The organism is Epilithonimonas hungarica (assembly GCF_900102265.1).
GTDB lineage: Bacteria > Bacteroidota > Bacteroidia > Flavobacteriales > Weeksellaceae > Epilithonimonas > Epilithonimonas hungarica.
The window spans coordinates 60,162-82,069 of record NZ_FNBH01000001.1; the positions used below are offsets into that span (position 1 = coordinate 60,162).

Genomic DNA, 21,908 nt, shown 5'->3' on the forward strand with positions numbered 1-21,908 from the left:
AAGATACTATTTTTAATAAAAATTAGTTTTAATTTTACATCCCTAAACTATGAGCATTTGAAATTCCGTTTCAAAATACAAGCCATTTTTTGTGTGCTTTTTCTTCTTTTGGTACAATGTAAAGAAGACGATGCATCCATTTTCCGTGCCTATGTAGAAGGGAAAATCACTTATTCCGATGCCAAATTTCTGGAAGACCCAATTCATCTTGTAAAAGACAAAAAGATCATTGCGGAAACTTTCCCGAAAGAAAGCGGAAGTTTTGTTTTGGCGGGACCTTATGACAAAGGCACATATAAATTCCAACTAAAGAACTTCAGGATAAGATCTTTTTCTACCGACACACAAGGTTGCAAAATCTCCAGTGATTCGCTTAGTATCGAAATTCCTGACGGTGTGACCTACATTATTTTCAATGATATAACTTTGAAATAATGAGAAGATTTTTACTCTTTTCTTTCGCCGTGATTTCCATTTCAGCTTTTTCACAAAGAAGAAAAAAACAAAACTGGACGGAAAATGTAAAATACGCCATCGAACCTCACGTAAAAGTGATGACATCGCTCGGAAACAATTTTATGAAAGATGCCTTCGAGTATTTTTATGGTTTCGGAATTGGCGGAAATATCAATCTCTATAAAAACTTCGGATTGGGCGTTGAGTATACTTATTTTCTGGCTAATGCCAAAAGACCGGAATTGTTCGGCTATCTTGGATCACCATCGATGAATAATTTTGATTGGTACGTTTTTCATCAGGACAAAATCACGGAAGATTTTTTTGTGGAAGAAATCGTGGGTTACAGCACTTACCGGATGAAAAGTCCTTACCTGGATGATCGTGGAGATTTCTCCGAAGGAAACGGCGGTTTGAATCTGGGCGCAAAAGCCATCTATACTGTGGATGACAACGGCACGCAGCAGATCGTCCTTAATACAAGACTTAATTTCTATAATTCTAAGATAGGGAATCAGAATCCGGATATCGAAAAATATTATTCCAAAGCAACTTTACTGAATATCGGTATTGCTTATCGTATTAATTTTTAAGGTGTTTTTAAGTTGTTATAATTTCTGGTTAAAGTTTTTTATTCTTAATTTTAGAATGATTTTTAATATAAATTTGTCAAACCAAAACAGCACTGAAAATGAAAAATTTATTCACAGCGTTGCTGCTTACTTTCGGAGTAGGACTAGCAACAGCACAAACAACAGCACCGGCTACTGCAAAAAAAGAAGCTAAAAAAACAGAAAAGAAAGCTACGAAATCTGTAGAGGCTCAGGCTGCGAAAGTGGCAAACACACCAGATGTTAAACTAAAAAAAGACGGAACTCCTGATAAACGTTACAAAGCGGCCAAAACGTTGAAAAAAGATGGCACGCCGGACAAGCGTTACAAGGTCAACAAATAATTTTCCTAATCGATGAAGAAGAGAGGGATAATTTAATTTTTCATAACTTTTATTTTTTTAAGACTTTACATTACTTGTAAAGTCTTTTGTTTTTTTTGGTTCACGATTTGTTTATCTCTACTTATCAATCCAAAAAAAATATTATTATGAGCACTAGATCAATGCTTACGCTCTCCCAGGTTATGGAGAAGCTAAGAGAAAAAGGAATTACGGATGAGATCATAATGAATGACAAAAAACAATTCGTCATTTATAGCACGCAAAAAGCATATCGCGCCGAAGACCTGAAAATTATCCGTACTTACAGGTTCGAGGGGGCAAGTGACCCAGCGGACAATGTTGCCTTGTATCTTGTGGAAGATGTTTACGGAAACAAGGCGATGATCATAGATTCCTACGGTGCCAATAGCAACTACGACGGGCAAGAGTTTGATAACTTTATTAAATCTTTGCCAACAGAAGAGAAAGAAGAATATGATTTTTAAATCTGAACTATAAAAAAAGATGCTCAAAACGTAAAATTGAGCATCTTTTTTATTCTTAATACAATTATTTCTTTTTTTCAGCAATATTATTTTTAGCTTCTTTTATTTTCTTCTTTGTTTCTTTCACGGTCTCTTTCACATCTTCAACATTTTCCTTCACTTTTTCAACATTGATACTGATTAAAGTCTTTTTCAATCCATCTTCGATACCTTTCCAGAACAGATTGAAGAATGACCTTTCCTTATTTCTTTCAACATAAACATCAACAGATTCTGGAAATTGCTTGGAGTCTTTTCTCACAACCAGATTCACAACTGCAGATAGGAATTTTTTCTTTTCTCTTGTTTTTTTATCGAGAAGGCTGACTTTCAAATCTTTGTGTGCAATCCTGAATTTCCCATTCATAATGTCATTATTCCCTTTGAAGTCAAAATTGAGACTTGTGATTGTTCCTGTCGCAGAAACATTGAGATAAGGTTTGATGAATGGGTTGATATCAACAGCTGGCAAGTCATTAATGCTTCCCCCAATTGTAAAATTATCACGCATATCGGCCGTATTGAAATTCCAATTCACCTTCATTGGAGATACATCCATAAATTTGCAGTTGATCGTTATCGGAACTTTTGTATTGGCTCCTTTTTGTTTATTGGAATTGAGATTTTTGACATCCATATTAAAATTTGTAAAGATAACTTTTCCGGGCCCGTGTGAATCAGGCGTATCTTCTTCATATACCAATTTGGACTGGATAAGTTTCAGATTGTCAACAACTAAAGGGAATTTTATAGTTCTCAGTAACTTAGAATAGAGCAGCTTTTCTTTCGGGTTATCTTTCGGGATTTTACTTCGGAAGATATTGGCGTCAACATTCGTTAGCTTTGCATTTTTAAGATTGATATTCGGCTTGTCATTTTCGAATTTCCAATTAATTCCCAACAGTTGAATCCTGTCTGCAGAAATATCGAACAAGTCATTTTCCATTGGAATCATTCTTACAAATTCCGCTCTTGATACTTTTGGTTTTAATTTAAAATATTTTAAATCAATATTTTGCGAAGTCATTGTGAGGCTTGACAAATCCATATTGTAATATTTTCCAGCATCATAAAAAAATTGATTTCCGGAAACTTTGTAATCTTTGTAAGTGAAAGGGATTTTGTTTTTCGAAGTTTCTTCGTCCATTAAAAAACCCTTCAAATTTGCATCGAATTTTGCTAATGAGAGAGACTTTTTCCCATTCGATCTCAGAATAGAAAATTGTCCATTTTTAATATCCAAATTCTCAAAATCAATATTAAAGTTAGGCTTTTCTTTATGTGATCGAACAACTTTACTATCACGATTTTGTAAAATAAAAACCGGGTCGATAACTTGGGCATTTCTGAAACTTAATTTTGTTTTGTTAAATGTCAGATCATTGAAAGAGATCCTCTTGCTTTTGATATCGTAAAGTGTTTTCTGGGTTTTGAAATTCTGTTCCCAGTTTTTGAAATCAACCGATGGTTTTAATTCAAAATCATTGATCGTCAATTCTCCATTAATGGTTTTTAGTTCCGACGAATTCAAGGAATAAACATCACCGATTTGTGCATAAAACAGATTGGCGGAGATTTTATAACTATCCAGCGCAAAAGGTAATTCATCAGGATTTTGATTCAGACTAAGGTTTTTGACATCAAGATCAAAGTTGCTTGCGGAGAAAAGTTTGGTGTTGTCTGGTTTATAAACCTCGATATTTCCTTTTTGGATTTCAATATTTTTGATTGTAAAAGGAATTGGATTTTTTTTGTTTTTTTCAGCCCGTGGTTTCGCTGACCGGACTTTTAAATTGGGATTGATCAGCTTAATAGAATTGGCTTCAATTTGATTGTTTTTCAAAAATTCAATTATGCTTAATCTGCTGATATTCAAATTGTCTAAGCTTCCTTCGAGAGCTATACTTTCAAGGTTGTTTGGTTGCTTGGTTTTGATTTTAATTTGATTGGCAGAGATGCTTCCAGTCAGGATCTCCACATTCAGAGATTCATAAGTGATCTCGTAAGGCGTTTTGGTTTTGAGATAATCAGGTAATTTGTACTTGAGCCAAAGACTGAATCCGATATTCAGTAAAACTATGAGAATCAAAACACTCCCAAGGACGATTGCAGTAATTTTCAGTAGTTTTTTTAGCATAAATTTTATTTTAAAAATTAATGACTAAAACCATTCCAAATTTAAAGGCTCAATTCGATCACATAACCTTCGTGTCCTCTTACATTGATAAAATCGCCACCTTCAAAAGAAAGATATTGTCCTTTGATCCCTTTCAAAACTCCGTTGAATTCTGGTTTTTTGTCCAGAGTAAAAACATTGATCTTTTCCGGTGCTTCATAAGGAAAATCGAGTTTTATAACATTCTCTTCAGTGACTGCAAACTTTTTGAAATCGTTGGGGAAATATTCCGCGATCTTATTTCGGAAATCGATCAAATCCAGAGTATCTTCATAATCATCTGCAAGCATTTTTTTCGGATTGGTTTTGTCGGCGATGTGTTTTTTGAGTTCCACCTCGATCATTCCGGCTTCATAACGGTTTTCTGTAACCGCAATCGGCAAAGCGAAAGTTGCGCCCTGATCGATCCAACGTGTTGGGATCTGATGCTCTCTTGTAACTCCAACTTTTACGTCGCCGGTGTAAGCCAGATAAACGATATGCGGAACCAACTGGATTTCTTTCTCAATTTCCAGATCCCGCTCTGCAATGCCAAGATGTGCTGTGGACAGTTCCGGACGAATAATGGTATCACTCGCATAAGGACTTTCGAAAAAGCATTTTTTACAAAATCCCATTCTGTAGATCTTCTCGTCGCTTCCACAATTCACACATTCATATCCGGTGTGTTTTATTTTAAGTTCTTTCCCGAAAAGCTGATTCATATTGATCAGGTCACCCTTTAGATTCAGATAATATTGGATTGGTTGCCCGTTTTGGGAGATCATTTTGAGAATTTGTCCGGAGAATTGCATTTTGTCTTAGATTAGAAATTGGGATTAAAAGTAATCATTATTTAATTAATTTTAAATTTTTATCAGATACATCATTCTCGTGATTTATTGTAGTTCTTTTTTTGTTTAATTCTTATATTCGCATCTCAATTGATTTTATGAATTATCTTTTAACCGGTGGCAGTGGATTTATAGGTTCTCACTTGGTAGAACAGCTTTTGAAAAATGGACATTCTGTCATTAATATTGACAATTTTGACGATTTTTACGATTACAAGGTCAAAGTCAGAAATACCTTGGAATCTTTAGGTTTAAATCCCGGATTTAGTTTTTCAGACAAAGAAACCGATATTCAAAATTTAGCAACTGAAACTAAATCAGATAATTATCAACTTTACTATCAGGACATTCGGGACAAAAAAGGTTTGGAAGTTATTTTCCGCGACCATAAGATTGATTTGGTGGTCCATTTAGCGGCTTTAGCTGGTGTTCGTCCATCTATTGAAAGGCCTTTGGAATATGAAGAAGTTAACGTCAGAGGAACTCAGAATCTTTGGGAGCTTTGCAAGGAATTCGAAATCAAAAAATTTATTTGTGCTTCATCATCAAGTGTTTACGGGAATAATGAGAAGATACCTTTTTCCGAAACGGATAATGTTGACAATCCGATTTCTCCTTACGCAGCGACAAAAAAATGTGGTGAAATCATTGGTCATGTGTACCATAGCCTTTATCATATTGATATGATTCAGTTGAGATTTTTCACGGTTTATGGCCCAAGACAAAGGCCTGATCTGGCGATTCACAAATTCACAAAATTAATTTCGGAAAATCAAGAAATACCTTTCTACGGCGATGGTTCTACGGCTAGAGATTACACTTTTATCCATGATATTATTGATGGGATTTTAAAATCAATAAAATATCTGGAAACCAATGAAAACGTGTATGAGATCATTAATCTCGGAGAAAGTGAAGTCGTGACATTGGACAAAATGTTATATATTCTGGAAGAAACAATTGGTAAGAAGGCTAATAAAAAAATGTTACCGATGCAGCCTGGGGATGTTCAGAAAACCAATGCAGACATTACAAAGGCCAGGTCGCTTATCGGATATTCTCCAAGCACAAACTTCCAAAATGGCATAAAAAAATTTGTGGAATGGTTTTTGGGAAATCCGCATTAACATTCTTTGGTCGTAGATAAATTTAAATACCAAATAAAATTTTTTTAAATATTATTGAAAATCAATAGAAAAGTATATAAAATATCACCTAATTTTTTACTTTTGCAAAAAATTTAAATTATGTATTGGACATTAGAATTAGCATCATATCTTAGCGATGCACCTTGGCCGATGACCAAGGCAGAATTAATTGATTACGCCATCAGAACAGGAGCACCTATGGAAGTTGTAGAAAACCTTCAGGCAATCGAGGATGAAGGAGAGATTTATGATGCGATAGATGAGATCTGGAGCGATTATCCTACTGACGAGGATTATCTCTGGAACGAAGACGAATATTAATTCGTTTTTTTGACTTTTGACCTTTTGTCACTGGTCAATTTCTTATTAAATAAATTACGCAATTAGTTAAAAGCTAAAGGCAAACCGCAAATAGCAAATTATGAGTTTTTTAAATACAGTTCTTAAAAGTTTTTTGGGAGACAAAAATGCAAAAGATCTTAAAGAAGTAAAGAAAGTTGTCGCAAAAATAAAAGCAGTAGAATCTAACATCCAATCATTATCTGATGATGGATTGAGAGATAAAACAGCAGAGTTCAAAGAAAAGATAAAATCTGCAACTGTTAAGTTTACAACCCAAATAGACGAAGTAAAAGAGCAGATAAAAAACTCTACAAACGTTGACGAAAAAGAGGCTCTTTTCACTAAAATAGAAACGCTTAAAAAAGAGTCTTATGAGGTAGAAGAAAAGGTTCTTAATGAGATTCTACCGGAAGCTTTTGCGTTGGTGAAGGAAACTTCAAGGCGTTTGGCCCAGAACGGAGAGATCAGGGTTACTGCAACAGACAGAGATCGCGAATTGGCTGCTACAAAAGATTTTGTGTTTCTAGATGGCGATATTGCTGTTTGGAAAAATTCTTGGGACGCGGCCGGAACGCCGGTAGTTTGGGATATGGTTCATTATGACACACAGTTTATTGGTGGTGTTGTATTGCACTCTGGAAAAATTGCAGAAATGGCAACAGGGGAAGGTAAAACATTGGTAGGAACTTTACCAATTTATCTTAATGCCTTACCAGGAAGAGGTGTTCACGTTGTAACGGTTAACGATTATTTGGCGAAAAGAGACTCGGCTTGGATGGGGCCATTGTATCAATTCCACGGATTGACGATTGATTGTATCGATCTTCACCAACCTAACTCAGATTCCAGAAGAAAGGCTTATCAGGCAAGTATCACTTACGGAACGAATAACGAATTTGGTTTTGATTACCTGAGAGATAATATGGTAACCAATCCTTCAGAATTGGTCCAAGGAGAACTGAATTTCGCTATCGTCGATGAGGTGGATTCTGTTTTGATCGATGATGCGAGAACACCGTTGATTATTTCCGGGCCGGTTCCTCAAGGTGACAGGCAAGAATTTGATGTTCTTAAGCCTTCTATCGACAGAATTGTTGAGGTTCAGAAAAAAACTGTATCCGCAATTTTCAACGAAGCTAAAAAATTAATAGCGAACGGAAATAATAAAGAAGGTGGTTTCAAATTACTTCAAGCTTACAGGGGTCTTCCGAAGAATAGACAATTGATCAAATTTTTGTCGGAAAGTGGAAACCGCGCCTTGCTTCAGAAAGTTGAAGGGCAATATATGGCGGATAACAACCGTGATATGCCAATCGTAGATAAAGATCTTTATTTCGTGATCGATGAGAAGAATAATCAAATCGATCTAACGGATAAAGGTGTAGAATATATGTCTGCGGGTAACGAGGATTCGCAGTTCTTTGTATTGACCGATATCGGGACAGAAATTGCTGAACTTGAAAAGAAAAACCTTTCCAAAGAAGAAGAATTTGCTGCCAAGGAAGAGCTATACAGAGAGTTTTCTGTGAAATCTGAGCGTATTCACACGATGAATCAATTGCTTAAAGCTTATACATTATTTGAAAAAGATGATGAATATGTGGTAATTGATGGCGAAGTGAAAATCGTTGATGAACAGACTGGTCGTATCATGGAAGGAAGACGTTATTCGGACGGACTCCACCAAGCGATCGAAGCCAAAGAAAATGTAAAGATTGAAGCGGCAACTCAAACGTTTGCAACAATTACTTTACAAAATTATTTCCGTATGTATAATAAGTTAGCCGGTATGACTGGTACTGCGGAAACAGAAGCCGGAGAATTCTGGCAGATTTATAAGTTGGATGTGGTTGTGATTCCTACGAACAGACCAATCCAGAGAGATGACAGACAAGATCTGGTTTTCAAGACCAATCGTGAAAAATACAATGCGGTAATCGAAGAAATCGAGAAATTGACATCAGCAGGAAGACCTGTTTTGGTGGGAACGACTTCGGTTGAAATTTCTCAGTTACTTTCAAAAGCATTACAGTTAAGAAAGATCCAACACCAAGTTCTGAATGCAAAACTTCACAAGAAAGAAGCAGAGATTGTAGCTGGAGCAGGTGGCCCAGGCGTTGTTACGATTGCTACGAATATGGCTGGTAGAGGTACCGATATCAAACTAAAAGGAGAGGTTAAAGATGCTGGAGGTTTAGCAATTATTGGTACAGAAAGGCACGATTCCCGTCGTGTTGACAGACAGTTGAGAGGTAGAGCCGGTCGTCAGGGAGATCCGGGAAGCTCTCAGTTCTATGTTTCTTTGGAAGATAACTTGATGCGTCTCTTCGGTTCCGAAAGAATTGCGAAAATGATGGATAGAATGGGACATAAGGAAGGCGAAGTGATTCAGCATTCTATGATCTCCAAATCTATCGAAAGAGCTCAGAAAAAAGTTGAAGAGAACAACTTTGGTGTCAGAAAGAGATTGCTTGAGTATGATGATGTCATGAATAAGCAACGTGACGTAATCTACAAAAGAAGAAAGAATGCGTTGTTTGGAGACCATTTGAAGTACGATATCGTAAACATGATTTATGATACGGCTGCTGCAATTGTTTCTCAGACCAAAGCAACTGGAAATTACAAAGATTTCGAATTCGAGATCATCAAACATTTCACAATGGAAGCACCTGTAAGTGAGTCAGAATTTGGAAGTACTCAGATTCCAGCTCTTACAGATATCGTTTTCAAAAAGGCAAAAGAGGACTATGACTTGAGATTGAATCTTCTTAAGGAAAAAGCTTATCCAATTATCGAGAATGTTTATCTTAACCAAGGTTCTATGTTCAAGATGATCCAGGTTCCTTTTACTGATGGCATCAAAACAATGACCATTGTGACAGATCTAAAAGAAGCTTACGAAACCAAATGTGAATCATTGATCACGGATTTCGAAAAGAATATTTCTCTTGCAATCATTGATGAAAACTGGAAAACACACTTGAGAGAAATGGACGACCTAAGACGCTCTTCGCAAGGTGCCGTTTATGAGCAAAAAGATCCATTGGTAATCTACAAGCAAGAGTCTTTCTACTTGTTTAGCGAAATGGTTGATAAAGTGAATAAAGAGATTGTTTCTTTCTTATACAAAGGAGAAATCCCTGCTTAAGAATAGATTTAAAACTATAAAACATTATCCTGCTGATTTATCAGCAGGATTTTTATTTGGAACAATTCTTAATAATCTGATAAAAATCACAAAATTTGTTAATTTAGAATAATTAAAAATAATACCTTTGCAAAAAAAATTATTCGGCTAATGAAGAAAATTATTGTGAGTGCTGTGGTTTTGGTTTCCACTTTTGCTTTTGCTCAGGAAAATGACACGATTAAAAAGTCAAATGATATAGATGAGGTAATACTTAATAAATACTATAAAAAGTATAATGAAAAGGAGGGATCATCTTCTCTCCGATTAAATGAAGAGCTTATCAAAATACCTCAAAACATTACAATAATTACCAACAGAGCATTAGAAGATCAGCAGATAACTACTCTCAGTGATGGAGTTTTAAGAAACGTTGCAGGAGCACAAAGGTTAGAGCATTGGGGAGATATGTATACCAGAGTAAATATGAGAGGTTCTCGCGCAGAAGCTTTTTTTAATGGTGTTAATGTAACAACTCCTTGGGGGCCTTTAAGTGAAGATATGAGCTATGTTGATCATATTGAATTCGTAAAAGGGCCTTCCGGCTTTTTAATGTCCAATGGTGAACCTAGTGGCATTTACAATGTTGTTACTAAAAAACCTACAGGAAAAGATTTTAATGGATCAGCTCGTGTTACTCTAGGAAGTTTTGATATGTACAGAGGAGAAACTGATTTTGATTCCAAACTATCAGAGAAAGTTGCATTCCGACTTAATTTAATGGCTCAAAATAAAAATAGTTTCAGAAAATATGAATTTAATGATAGATATATTATTAATCCATCTATTAAAGTTGATTTAACCAATCAAACAGTCTTAACTGCGGAGTATATATATCAAAAAGCTAAGTCGTCAGAAGTAGGCTCATCTTATGTATACAGTTTTGATGGATACGGAACTAAACCTGTTGATTATACTGTATCTGACCCGGGGATTGCACCCACAAATATTAATGATCATACTGCAAATATTAATTTACAGCATAAATTTAGCTCAGATTGGAAGTTGACCGCACAATTGACTTATATGAATAATCACACTTTAGGAAGTGATATATGGCCTGGCATGTTTGACCAAGCAACTGGATATATGATTAGAGGCCTTTACTTCTGGGAAGCAAGTAATGTAATGAAATTTGGTCAAGTCTTCTTAAATGGTTATGAAAAAACAGGTGGCGTTTCACATAAAATTCTTGCGGGCTTAGATTTGGGCTCCAAAAAATATCTGGCAGACTGGAATCAGGGAGGAGCTATTGATTTGGCCACTAGTCCGTTTGATACCAATTCAAATATTTATACAGTTCCAAGCGCTGGATATCCGACATTCGATGGAAGTATTCCGTTGGAACAAAGAGCAAATCCTTGGGGGACAATCAGTCAAAACTACAATGGCGTCTATCTACAGGATGAATTGGGCTTTTTTGAAGATCAATTAAGATTAACCATTGCTGCAAGATATACAAATGTTTCTCAACAAGCTTATGGAGCGGCAGAACAAAAAGGGGAAAAAATAACACCCCGTTTTGGTTTAAGCTATTCAATTGATCAGAATACTTCAGCTTATGCTTTATACGATCAGGCTTTTGTTCCACAAACAGGACTATTTAGGGATGGCTCAACCGCAAAACCAATTACAGGTAATAATGTTGAAGTCGGATTAAAAAGAGATTGGGCAGGTGGAAAATGGAATACCACTTTATCCTTATATAACATTAGTAAAAGAAATGCTATAACTGGTGATCCAACAGATCCTTCAGGTATTTATTCTATTTTCCTAGGAAGGACAAGAGTTCAGGGAGCAGAATTTGATTTGAAAGGAGAGATAGTAAAAGGCTTTAATGCAATTTTCAATTATGCTTTTACTGAAAATACATATACAGAAACAACACCATCTGCTATTAAAGGTCAAAGGGTTCCTGGTTATGCTAAACACACAGTGAATGGTTGGTTAAATTATACTTTCACACAAGATAATTTATTAAAGGGATTTGGATTCACATTTGGAGGAACTTTTTTAGCTGACAGAAGCACTTGGGATTGGGGAAGTAAGGATTCTCCTTTAGAAATGAATGATTATCTGAAATTCGATGCAGGCATGTCTTGGGAAGATTCTAAAATCAGATTAAACCTGAATGTATTTAATATTTTTAATAGATACTTGTATAGTGGGAGTGGATATAGTTTCTTACAAGCTGACGGAACATACAAAGGAGGATACTATTATCAAGCAGAAGCACCAAGAAACTGGCGATTCTCAATAGCATATAAATTCTAAAAAAGTGAATCTGTCGACTCTACTTTAAACCTTTATGAAGAAAAAGCACCTTCATAAGAAGAAACCTTCTTTTACAAAAAAATGGTCTGCCAAGCTGCATTTGTGGTTTGGCTTATCCATTGGTTTGATTGTCTTCATCGTAGCCTTGACAGGAACGATGTATGTTTTCAAAGACGAAATTCAAAATCAAACCAGAAAAGGTGTCATCTATGTAAACCCTGAAACGATTACACAAACACCGCTTCCGATAGAAGTCCTGAAGGAAAAGGTCTCATCTGTAGTAAATGAAAAATATCCGGCCAGTTCTGTAGAGATCCCTTTGGACAAAAATAGATCTTATGAATTTTTGTACTATGAAAAGGATAAACAGGCATGGAATTATTTTCAGGAAATAAAGGTCAATAAGCTTATTTATATCAATCAATACACTGGACAGGTTCTGGGAATATATGATGAAAAATATAGTCTTTTCCCCATTTTGAAAGCTATCCATTGGAGCTTATTATTAAAATCAGATTGGGGGAAGTATGTTGTAGGAATTCCCGTTGTCTTATTCATCATCATGCTAATCACTGGAATCATTCTTTGGTGGCCGAAAAACAAAAAATCTAGAAAGGGAAGGCTTTCATTTGACTGGAAAAATGTAAGAACTTGGAAACGCAGAAACTATGACCTTCATAACATTCTGGGATTTTATGCTTCATTTGTGGCTTTGCTATTGAGTGTGTCCGGAATCTACTTTGCCTATCCATGGGTTAAAAATACATTCAATGTAACACTTTCAGGTTCGTGGGAACTTCCTAAAGAAAAGGAGTTCAAATCCCCGGACTCATTATTAAGGAAAAGCAAAGTCATTTTTGATCTTGCCGCCTGGGAAACTAAAAAATTATATCCAGATGCATCGAGTTTCAGGATTCCTTTAAACGGAAAAAATAAAAAAGGAAAGGATTTAAAAAATATTCCGGTGGCCATTTATGATGAAGACGGAAAATTTGTCATCAGAAATCAATTGATTTTCGACAAATATTCAGGGAAATTATTAGCAAATAAACCTCATCAGAAGCTTAACAACGCAGAAAAATATGCCAATGCCAATTATGATATCCATGTTGGGTCATATTTCGGATTATTCGGAAAAATTATTTGGTTCGCCGCAGGGCTGATCTGTACATCATTGCCTGTAACCGGATTTTTACTATGGCTTGGAAAGAAGAAAAAAGGAATTAAAAAATGAAGAAAATAATATTATCCGTGGCATCGCTTGCTACGGTCATGACAGTTGCACAGCAAAAGGATTCATTAGATATAAAAGATGTGGATGGCGTTGTTTTGACCGCTTCCAGAAAAAAAGAAAACATCAAGGAGATCCCAAGTTCTGTGACCATTGTCAACCAAAAACAGATACAGTCACAATTGACAGTGAATTCTGATATTACAAGCATTTTACAATACACCGTTCCGAGCCTGGCAACCAGTTCCGGACAAACTTCCAACACAGGACAAACCCTGAGAGGCCGTCAGGTTTTGGTCCTGATCGACGGAATTCCACAATCTACGCCTCTCCGTAACGGTGCGAGAGATATAAGAGTGATCGATCCTTCTGTAATAGAAAGAATAGAAGTTATTAAAGGGGCTTCTTCGATATACGGAAATGGTGCAGATGGAGGTATCATCAATTATATTACAAGAAAAAGCAATTCTGAGAAAACGATCTCGGGAATTACTCAGGTTGGTATTACAGGCCAGGCTTATGGCGGAACTTTAGGATATAGGGCAAGCCAATTACTATCCGGAAAGGTCACGAAAAATTTTGATTACGTCTTGTCAATGGCCTACGAAAGGACGGGCTATATGAAAGATGCGGATGGTGTTGATCTAAGCCCGACATACAGTCCCGCAAAAATGGACAACTATAACGGAATGCTGAAACTGGGGTACAACATCAATGAGAATCAAAGAATAGAAGCTTCATATATTGGCTATGCCTCAAGATCTGACCTGGACTTAGGCTTAAAGACCGGAAAATACGGCTTGATACCAACGATCGGTGAAGGTAAGGGAAAGAATCTTGAAACGACTCCGCAAGGAACACCGAGAAACCATAATATCAAATTAAGTTACGACAATAGAAATCTTTGGCCGGGGACCGCCTTGGACGTCAATCTTTATTTACAGGATTTCAGAACAGTGTACGGATACAGTGATACGTTCCTAAATGGAGGACAGTCCAACATTATTTCCAGAAAAAGTGGTGCGAGGATAAATTTGGACACCCAGCTTTGGAATGGTCAGAATTCTCAGGCAGAAGTAATATACGGGGTTGACGTATTGGATGACCAAACTGTACAGAAGCTGGAAGACGGCCGTTACTGGACACCCGATATGGACATGACGAATATCGCACCTTTTATGTTGATCAAGGTTGACCTGCTAAAAAATCTGACTATCAAGGGTGGCCTTCGGTATGAAAATATGAAAGTGAAAGTCGGTGATTTCAATACGCTTTCCACCATCAAAAATGATGGGACATTTACCCAAAGTATTTTTGTAAAAGGTGGCGACCTGGAGTACAATGCTTTGGTTGGAAATATCGGACTCCGCTATAATATCAATCCGATGGTCAATCTGTTCGGAAGCTTTTCACAATCCTATTCCATCAACGAATTAGGAAGGATCCTGAGAACCTCCACTTCCGATACGATCACAAACCTGGAAACAAAACCGATTATCGTCAACAATTATGAATTGGGAGCAACCGGACAAATGACGGAATGGCTGGACTATGAGATCACTTCTTATGTAAGCACATCAAAACTGGGCGCTTCATTTGTCCAGAGCCCGGATAGAGCTTTGACTATACAAAGAGCACCGGAAGTAGTTTATGGAGTTGAAGGCTTCCTACATTTCAGACCGGCAAGATGGATTAATTTCGGTGGAAGTTACAGTTGGATGGAAGGAATCACTTCACCAAAAGACGACGGAGATTATTCAGCAAAGATCAATAACAGCAGGATCTCTGCACCAAAAGTTCTGGCTTACATTCAGCTGAGACCTTTACAAAAATTATCTGTTGGTTTGGATATGCTTCATGCATTCGAACAAGACAGATTTTCACCCAACGTGAAAACAGGTTTGTTCGCCTATGGGGAAGGAAAAGTTCCCGAGTACACAGTTTTCAACTTTAAGTCAAGCTTTGATATCGATAAAAGCTGGAAACTATCTCTGGGTATTGAGAACGTGCTGAACAAAATGTACAAGCCGGCCATCGCATGGTGGGCAGCACGAGATAGTGATTTTACCAATTCTATGGGAATGAGGGGAACCTTCATGGTCGAATACAAATTTTAAGTTTATCTTAGCCCGCTCAAATCAGTATGAAGAAAAAACACCATCATAAAAAGAAACCAGGATTTTTCAAGAAATGGTCGGCCAAACTACATCTGTGGTTTGGCTTGTCCATTGGTTTCCTGATATTTATTATTTCGATTACCGGTGCACTTTACGTTTTCAAAGATGAGATAGAAAACTTTACCCGTAAAGAATATATCTATCACAACGAGCAAAACATCGAATCCAAAAAAGTGATTCCGATTCGGGAGCTGGAAAAATTAGTTGATCAGCAGACCAAAGAAAAATTTCCGATCCATTGGGTGAACGTTCCTATTGATAGAAAAATGTCCTATCAATTTTATTGGTACGAGCATCAGCCAGACCAATGGAATTACTTTGACGAATTTCCGATCTACAAATTGGCTTACGTTAATCCGTACAGTGGAAAGGTCCTGCAGGTCTATGATGAGAAAAACGGATTCTTTGCGATTGTAAAATCTATCCATTGGAGTTTTCTCTTGAAGCAGGAATGGGGAACTTACGTTGTTGGGATCCCGGTTATAATTTTCTTGATCATGCTGATCACAGGAATCGTCCTTTGGTGGCCAAAAAATAAAGCAGCTAGAAAACAACGGTTCAAATTCCAGTGGAAAGACACAACACAATGGAAACGAAAAAATTACGACCTTCACAATATTCTTGGTTTCTATTCTTCAATATTTGCGTTAATTCTTACTATCACGGGATTATTCTATGCTTTTTTTGTTGTTCAGGCGATGATCTACGTGATATTTTCAGGAGGAGAAACAGCTTACCCGGATTTTTCAAAGATCACAACAAAAGCACCAATCGAGATGAGAACAGATAAAACATTAGATAAGATCTCAAACAAAGTCATTGAACTTTATCCTGACGCCTACGCTTTTTCGCTGGACTTGGGACATCCGCATATCGATGACCACGAGCATCCGAATTTCGAAGTTTATGTAAAGCATTTATCTTATTCTTATCATAAAAGTAGCAGTCTTATTTTTGATGAAAATTCTGGAGAACTTCTGCACAGACATGATCCAAAGGATAAAAACTTTGGAGAAAAAGTTGTTGGAGCCAATTATGATATCCACGTAGGAGCGATATTAGGTTTGCCTACGAAAATTATTGCCTTCATTGTAAGTCTGATCATCGCATCAATGCCGATTACAGGATTCATGATCTGGTGGGGACGAAGAAAAAAATCTACAACTAAATAATTGACAAAAAACCTGAATTAAATCATTCGGGTTTTTTATTAAATTTAATTCATACTATTTTGGTATAGATTATTTCTTTTCTACATTTGCTCATTAATTTTAAACTATGAGCAGACCTTCGACTATTTTTAAAAAGGCAGCCTTTGTCTTTTCTATTTTATCATTCACATTTTCTTTTGCACAGAATTCCATTTACGGAAAAATCCTTGACAGCATCAATAATAAATCCATCAGTGGCGTAAAAATATCGTCGAAAACGGATAAAAATCTATCAATACAGACTGACCAGAATGGAAACTTTGTTCTAAATAATATTAATTCTTTTCCTTTTGAATTAAAGATTCAGAAAAGTAGTTTTGAAACAAGATTTGTATCAATAAAAGAAAATCCAACAGATACTTTATTTATCAAACTCCTTCCAAACGATGTTGTAATCACAGAAGTTGTTGTAACAGCCAGAAGAAGGGAAGAAACAGCTCAGCAAGTTCCGATCCCTATCAATGTCATCTCAGGGAAAAAGGCTGAAGAAACAGGAGCATTCAACGTCAATCGTTTAAAAGAACTGGTTCCATCCGTTCAGTTTTACAGTTCGACACCTAGGAATACAAGTCTCAGCATCCGAGGTTTGGGGTCAACTTATGGTTTAACGAATGACGGACTTGACCCTGGTGTGGGATTTTACGTGGATGGTGTTTATTATGCCAGACCAGCAGCTACAACTTTGGATTTTGTTGATATCGAAAGAATCGAAGTTTTGCGAGGTCCGCAGGGAACATTGTTTGGTAAAAATACAACAGCAGGAACTTTCAACGTCACTACAAAACAGCCAAGTTTTACAACTGGAGGAACAGCCGAAATCAGTTATGGCAATTACGGTTTTATTCAAGCAAAAACATCTGTAACCGGAGCGATTACTGATAAATTTGCGAACAGATTTTCCGCTTCCGGAACGCATAGAGATGGAACAATTTATAATTCGAGGACCAATCAGGAACTTAATGATATCAATTCCATCGCTATCCGGGATCAATTGTTATACAAACCGAATGAAAATCTGAAATTAATTCTAACCGGAGATTATAACAGATTAAGAGCAAATGGGTACGCGCAGGTCATTGCAGGAGTTGTGACTACCAAAAGAGCGGCTTACAGGCAATTCAATAATATCATTTCCGACCTTGGATATACACTTCCAAAAATCGACCCCTTCAACAGAATAGTTGACACGGATACGCCTTGGAAAGCCGAGCAAGATATGGGCGGACTTTCCTTGAACGTTGAATATAATCTTGGAAAAGGAAAGATCACATCCACCTCAGCATGGAGATTCTGGAATTGGAATCCTTCAAATGACAGAGATTTTATAGGACTTTCAGCATTGGCAAAATCACAGGCGCCAAGTAAACACCAGCAATGGAGCCAGGAAATCCGCTGGTCAGGAAATTTCAATGAAAAATTGAGCGGTGTCTTTGGTGTTTTCGGAATCTGGCAAAGATTACGAGCTGATAAAGACGGACAAATTGAGGAAGCAGGAAAAGACCAGTGGCGATTCTCTCAAAGTTCAACAAGTTCTCTTTGGAAAACTCCAGGGTTATTAGACGGATATGGCATCAAGACTTATCCAAGTCTTAATTCTTTCAGTGGAGCGGTGTTTGGACAGCTGGATTGGGCTTTCACCGAAAAATTTAGTTTACTTCCCGGAATTAGAATTAATTATGATAAAAAAGAAATTGATTTTAAAAGAATTACTTACGGAGGATTGGAAATTTCGGATGATAATCCTGATAAAGAAGCTTTACAAGCAATTAAAAACTCCGTTTACAGCAATCAGGAATTCAATGCCTCGATTGATGATACCAATTTTTCCGGACAATTGACATTAGCTTATAAACCAACTAAAAATTATAATCTTTTCGGAACCTTTTCAACAGGCTTCAAACCGGTTGGCCTTAACCTTGGTGGACTTCCAACAGAAAACGGAAGAGTAATGACAGAGCTCGCTGTTGTAAAACCGGAAAGAATCCTACATTATGAGATCGGGCTAAAATCTCAACCTCTTAAAAATTTCATTTTCAATTTAACAGTTTATAATTCTGACATCAAGGATTATCAAATACAGGTTCAAGCAGAAAGCCTGCAACTTAACAGAGGTTATCTTGCCAATGCACAAAAAGTACAAGTAAGAGGAATTGAAACAGACATTTCTTATACATTCAGCAACTTTTATTTCTTCACGAATTTGGCTTACACAGAAGCGATTTATAAGAAATTCACCAATGCTCCGCCAGCATTGGAAGATACTGGCGGCGTAAATTATGTTGATATTTCCGGAGGTGTTTTGCCGGGTGTTTCAAAATGGGCAGGTTCAACAGGTGGAGAATTTAATTTTGCGGGGAAATTAATGAAATATGAAGGCGATTATTTCTTTGCTTTGGACAGTTATTATCGTTCAACCTTCTCATCCAGTCCAACACCGTCCAAATTTTTGAATATTCCCGGTTATGCATTATTCAACACAAGATTCGGTTTCCGAGTGAGACAAGGTGTCACGACCTATGTTTGGGCAAGAAATATCTTTAACAGGGATTATTTCGAACAATTGCTTCCGGGAGCGGGGAATGCGGGACATTATGCGGGCGTTTTGGGAGACCCGAGAACTTTTGGGCTAACGATAAAAGTCAGTTTCTAAATTTAAAATTAAATTAATATTTGACACATATTACATTGATTTTACCTAAATTTAGGGTCTTAAAAAATTAAAAAATTGATGTCATTAATTGATTTATCCAAGCAAATAGCAATAGGAATAGATATTGGTGGGACTAATACTAAATTTGGTTTGGTCAACCATCGCGGAGAGATCCTTGCAAAAGGGAGTATAAAAACTGAGGAATATAAAGAGGTAGAAGATTTTATCGATGCTTTATATACCAACATCAAACCTCTGATTGATGAAGCAAGTCATAACACGACCTTGGACGGAATAGGAGTTGGTGCACCTAACGCCAATTATTTCAAAGGAACAATCGAATTGGCTCCTAATCTTCCCTGGAAAGGCGTAGTGCCTTTCGCAGAATTGATGAAAGAAAAATTCGGTGTGCCTTGTAAAATGACCAATGATGCCAATGCAGCAGCTCTTGGAGAGATGATGTTCGGCGCAGCTAGAGGAATGAAGGATTTCATAATGATAACGCTTGGAACAGGTGTTGGAAGCGGAATTATCAGCGGTGGAAATCTAATCTACGGACACGATGGATTCGCTGGAGAACTAGGACATACGATTGTGAAACCTGGTGGAAGAAAACATTGGAGTACCGGTTCTGAAGGAAGCCTCGAGGCTTATGCCTCTGCAACGGGAATTGCGATTACGGCTAAAAAATTCCGTGCAGAGTTTCCGGATTCTATGCTGAATCAATATCCCGAGGAATCTATCAATTCCAAAACCGTTTTCGAGTGTGCTGAAAAGGGAGACCCGACGGCAATAGAGGTTTTCAGATATACAGGACAAAAATTAGGAGAAGCGTTGGCGAACTTTGTAATGTTCTCTTCTCCAGAAGCAATATTGTTATTTGGTGGTGTTATAAAGGCTGGAGATTTTCTGCTAAAACCTGCCAAATTGCACATGGAAAGAAACCTGCTTCCGATCTTCCGCTCAAAAGTAAAATTGGTTTTCAGCGAGCTGGACGAGGCAGATGCTGCTATACTAGGAGCAAGTGCTCTTGTATGGGAAAATAAATAATTGATATTCATAGATCCTTTGATGTTTCTTTTTGATAGGAATAATTTTTGCTATTGATGACAAGGAAAATCAAAGGATTTTTTCTTCCCGAACATGAATCGTTATTTATTATTAATACTCAGTTTTTTCCTCATCAACTGCAATGGACAGGAGAAAAAAACAAAACCTTTAACAAATCAAAAAATGGATAAAAACAATTTGGAATATGCCACTTTGGCAGGTGGATGTTTTTGGTGTGTGGAAAGTTGTTTTCATATGCTGAAGGGTGTAGATTCAGTGATTTCCGGATATTCCGGAGGGCACAAAGACAATCCTACCTATGAAGAAGTTTGTACAGGAACGACCGGTCACGCAGAAGTTGTACAGATTGCATTTGACCCAAAGATCATTTCTTATAAGCAATTATTAGAAGTATTTTGGTTTCTTCATAATCCTACTACACTTAACAGACAGGGAAATGATATAGGAACACAATACAGGTCAGCGATTTTCTATCATTCTGAAAAACAAAAACAGGAAGCCGAAGAATCTCTGAAAGCATCTGAAGCAAAACAGGAATGGAATGGAAAATATGTAACAGAGATCGTTCCTTTCAAAAAATTCTGGTCAGCGGAAGCTTACCATCAAGGTTATTACAATGCCAATCCGACTCAGCCCTATTGCAGTGCTGTTGTTGGTCCAAAGATCCAGAAATTCAAAAAACATTTTGGAGAATTGGGCTGGTTAAACGAAAAAGTGGAGAATTGATCTCCACTTTTTTATTTTTTTAAATTTCTATTTCCAGCCATGATTTCGTTTGTCGTCTGACCTTTTCTTGCCATTATCGATGTTATAGGCGAATCCAATTCCCAGAGTTTGCTTCAGCTGTGTCTTTTTGATCTGGTTATGATCATACAGCAGATCCAATGTAACATTAGTAGAGATATATTTGTTGACCTTCATATTGAGAATTCCACCGTACGACAGAACCAATCTTTCCGGATGGTCAAGATAATTGGAAAAAACGGAAGCAGTGTTCTGCAGCGTAATATTTTCCATCAATTTCACTTTATATTGAGCTGTCCCCAAGAATCCAAATTGGAACAGCATAGAATCTCCATCATTTTTCAGTCCGTAGTTTCCGGCATATTGTAGGTCTTTGTCGAGAACAAAAGTAAATCTTGCGTTGGCAGGTCTTAGCGTCATCGTAAAATTGTCATTTGGTTTGTAAGTAAAACCAGCTCCTATATTCACATAGCCAGGAGCCATAAAATTAGAGATCTTGGCAGCATCCGGATTATTTCCATCTTCATATCCCGGTGCAAATTGTGTTATTAGTCCTGCACCGACAGATGTATACCAATTCCCGGAAAATTTGCGACCATAATTGGTAGAAAGATTGATGACATCTTGAGTCTTTCTATTTCCAACACCTTGTGTATTATTCATCCCATAGCCGATAATAATGATATTTTCCCACAGGTCTTTATCTTTTTCGTAAGTCAGGTTATAGTTTACACCCGCTTGCCAGCCAATGTTGTTTGCACCTCCCGCTACCCAGTTGGAAAAAGCAGATTGATTGAGCATTAATGTATTCTGTCCAACTATGGACCAGGCTTTTACGGAATCTTCGACAGGTTGCTCTTGTGCATAGGAATTGAAAGCCAGTAAAAGGCTGCCAAAAAATAGTAATTTCTTCATATTTATTTGTT

The 21,908-nt window shown here is 37.0% G+C and carries 17 protein-coding genes; 14 read left to right on the top strand and 3 right to left on the bottom strand.

Annotated elements, in window-relative coordinates; all coding sequences use genetic code 11:
- Positions 1 to 57: 57 nt before the first annotated feature.
- From BLT30_RS00330 to BLT30_RS00345, 4 genes are all read left to right on the top strand, one after another.
- Positions 58 to 435 carry a hypothetical protein gene (locus BLT30_RS00330; RefSeq protein WP_139166544.1) on the top strand — a complete coding sequence of 126 codons (378 nt, stop codon included), beginning with the start codon at positions 58 to 60 and terminating at the stop codon, positions 433 to 435.
- The gene (locus BLT30_RS00335; protein ID WP_089870431.1) at positions 435 to 1,049 is read left to right on the top strand and encodes a hypothetical protein; all 615 of its coding nucleotides are present in this window, start codon (positions 435 to 437) and stop codon (positions 1,047 to 1,049) included. Before BLT30_RS00330 ends, BLT30_RS00335 begins: the two co-directional genes overlap by 1 nt.
- A gap of 98 nt (positions 1,050 to 1,147) precedes the next feature.
- The gene (locus BLT30_RS00340) at positions 1,148 to 1,411 is read left to right on the top strand and encodes a hypothetical protein (RefSeq protein ID WP_089870432.1); all 264 of its coding nucleotides are present in this window, start codon (positions 1,148 to 1,150) and stop codon (positions 1,409 to 1,411) included.
- A 146-nt stretch (positions 1,412 to 1,557) separates the two neighbouring features.
- Positions 1,558 to 1,896 (top strand): hypothetical protein, encoded by a 339-nt coding sequence (locus tag BLT30_RS00345; protein WP_089872810.1) that lies wholly within the window; start codon positions 1,558 to 1,560, stop codon positions 1,894 to 1,896.
- Positions 1,897 to 1,960: 64 nt separating this feature from the next.
- Here BLT30_RS00345 and BLT30_RS00350 read toward each other — a convergent pair whose 3' ends face one another.
- Together BLT30_RS00350 and BLT30_RS00355 are read right to left on the bottom strand one after the other, a co-directional pair.
- Positions 1,961 to 4,072 (bottom strand): AsmA family protein, encoded by a 2,112-nt coding sequence (locus BLT30_RS00350; RefSeq protein WP_089870434.1) that lies wholly within the window; start codon positions 4,070 to 4,072, stop codon positions 1,961 to 1,963.
- Between the two features lie 41 nt (positions 4,073 to 4,113).
- A complete protein-coding gene (locus BLT30_RS00355) occupies positions 4,114 to 4,905 on the bottom strand; it encodes a DUF2797 domain-containing protein (RefSeq protein ID WP_089870436.1) in 792 nt (263 codons plus the stop codon).
- 137 nt (positions 4,906 to 5,042) lie between these two features.
- Here BLT30_RS00355 and BLT30_RS00360 point away from each other — a divergent pair, with 137 nt between their 5' ends.
- The 10 genes from BLT30_RS00360 (at position 5,043) to msrA (ending at position 20,964) form a co-directional block, all read left to right on the top strand.
- The gene (locus BLT30_RS00360; protein WP_089870438.1) at positions 5,043 to 6,071 is read left to right on the top strand and encodes a GDP-mannose 4,6-dehydratase; all 1,029 of its coding nucleotides are present in this window, start codon (positions 5,043 to 5,045) and stop codon (positions 6,069 to 6,071) included.
- Positions 6,072 to 6,191: 120 nt separating this feature from the next.
- Positions 6,192 to 6,413, top strand: a complete 222-nt coding sequence (locus BLT30_RS00365) for a DUF2795 domain-containing protein (protein WP_027382805.1) — start codon at positions 6,192 to 6,194, stop codon at positions 6,411 to 6,413.
- A gap of 100 nt (positions 6,414 to 6,513) precedes the next feature.
- Positions 6,514 to 9,585, top strand: coding sequence for a preprotein translocase subunit SecA (secA, locus tag BLT30_RS00370; RefSeq protein WP_089870440.1), 3,072 nt, complete (start codon positions 6,514 to 6,516; stop codon positions 9,583 to 9,585).
- Positions 9,586 to 9,735: 150 nt separating this feature from the next.
- The gene (locus BLT30_RS00375; protein WP_089870442.1) at positions 9,736 to 11,898 is read left to right on the top strand and encodes a TonB-dependent siderophore receptor; all 2,163 of its coding nucleotides are present in this window, start codon (positions 9,736 to 9,738) and stop codon (positions 11,896 to 11,898) included.
- Positions 11,899 to 11,932: 34 nt separating this feature from the next.
- The gene (locus tag BLT30_RS00380) at positions 11,933 to 13,132 is read left to right on the top strand and encodes a PepSY-associated TM helix domain-containing protein (protein ID WP_089870444.1); all 1,200 of its coding nucleotides are present in this window, start codon (positions 11,933 to 11,935) and stop codon (positions 13,130 to 13,132) included.
- Positions 13,129 to 15,246, top strand: coding sequence for a TonB-dependent receptor (locus BLT30_RS00385; RefSeq protein ID WP_089870446.1), 2,118 nt, complete (start codon positions 13,129 to 13,131; stop codon positions 15,244 to 15,246). The genes BLT30_RS00380 and BLT30_RS00385 overlap by 4 nt, the downstream gene beginning before the upstream one ends.
- Before the next feature lie 26 nt (positions 15,247 to 15,272).
- Positions 15,273 to 16,478 carry a PepSY-associated TM helix domain-containing protein gene (locus BLT30_RS00390; RefSeq protein ID WP_089870447.1) on the top strand — a complete coding sequence of 402 codons (1,206 nt, stop codon included), beginning with the start codon at positions 15,273 to 15,275 and terminating at the stop codon, positions 16,476 to 16,478.
- Positions 16,479 to 16,584: 106 nt separating this feature from the next.
- Positions 16,585 to 19,167, top strand: a complete 2,583-nt coding sequence (locus BLT30_RS00395; protein ID WP_089870449.1) for a TonB-dependent receptor — start codon at positions 16,585 to 16,587, stop codon at positions 19,165 to 19,167.
- Between the two features lie 78 nt (positions 19,168 to 19,245).
- Positions 19,246 to 20,217 (top strand): ROK family protein, encoded by a 972-nt coding sequence (locus BLT30_RS00400; protein ID WP_089870451.1) that lies wholly within the window; start codon positions 19,246 to 19,248, stop codon positions 20,215 to 20,217.
- Between the two features lie 93 nt (positions 20,218 to 20,310).
- Positions 20,311 to 20,964, top strand: a complete 654-nt coding sequence (gene msrA, locus BLT30_RS00405) for a peptide-methionine (S)-S-oxide reductase MsrA (protein ID WP_089870453.1) — start codon at positions 20,311 to 20,313, stop codon at positions 20,962 to 20,964.
- Between the two features lie 27 nt (positions 20,965 to 20,991).
- On the opposite strand, the gene BLT30_RS00410 is transcribed toward msrA, so the two are convergent.
- Entirely contained in the window at positions 20,992 to 21,897 is a 906-nt protein-coding gene (locus tag BLT30_RS00410) for a DUF3078 domain-containing protein (protein ID WP_089870455.1), read from the bottom strand.
- Positions 21,898 to 21,908 lie beyond the last annotated feature (11 nt).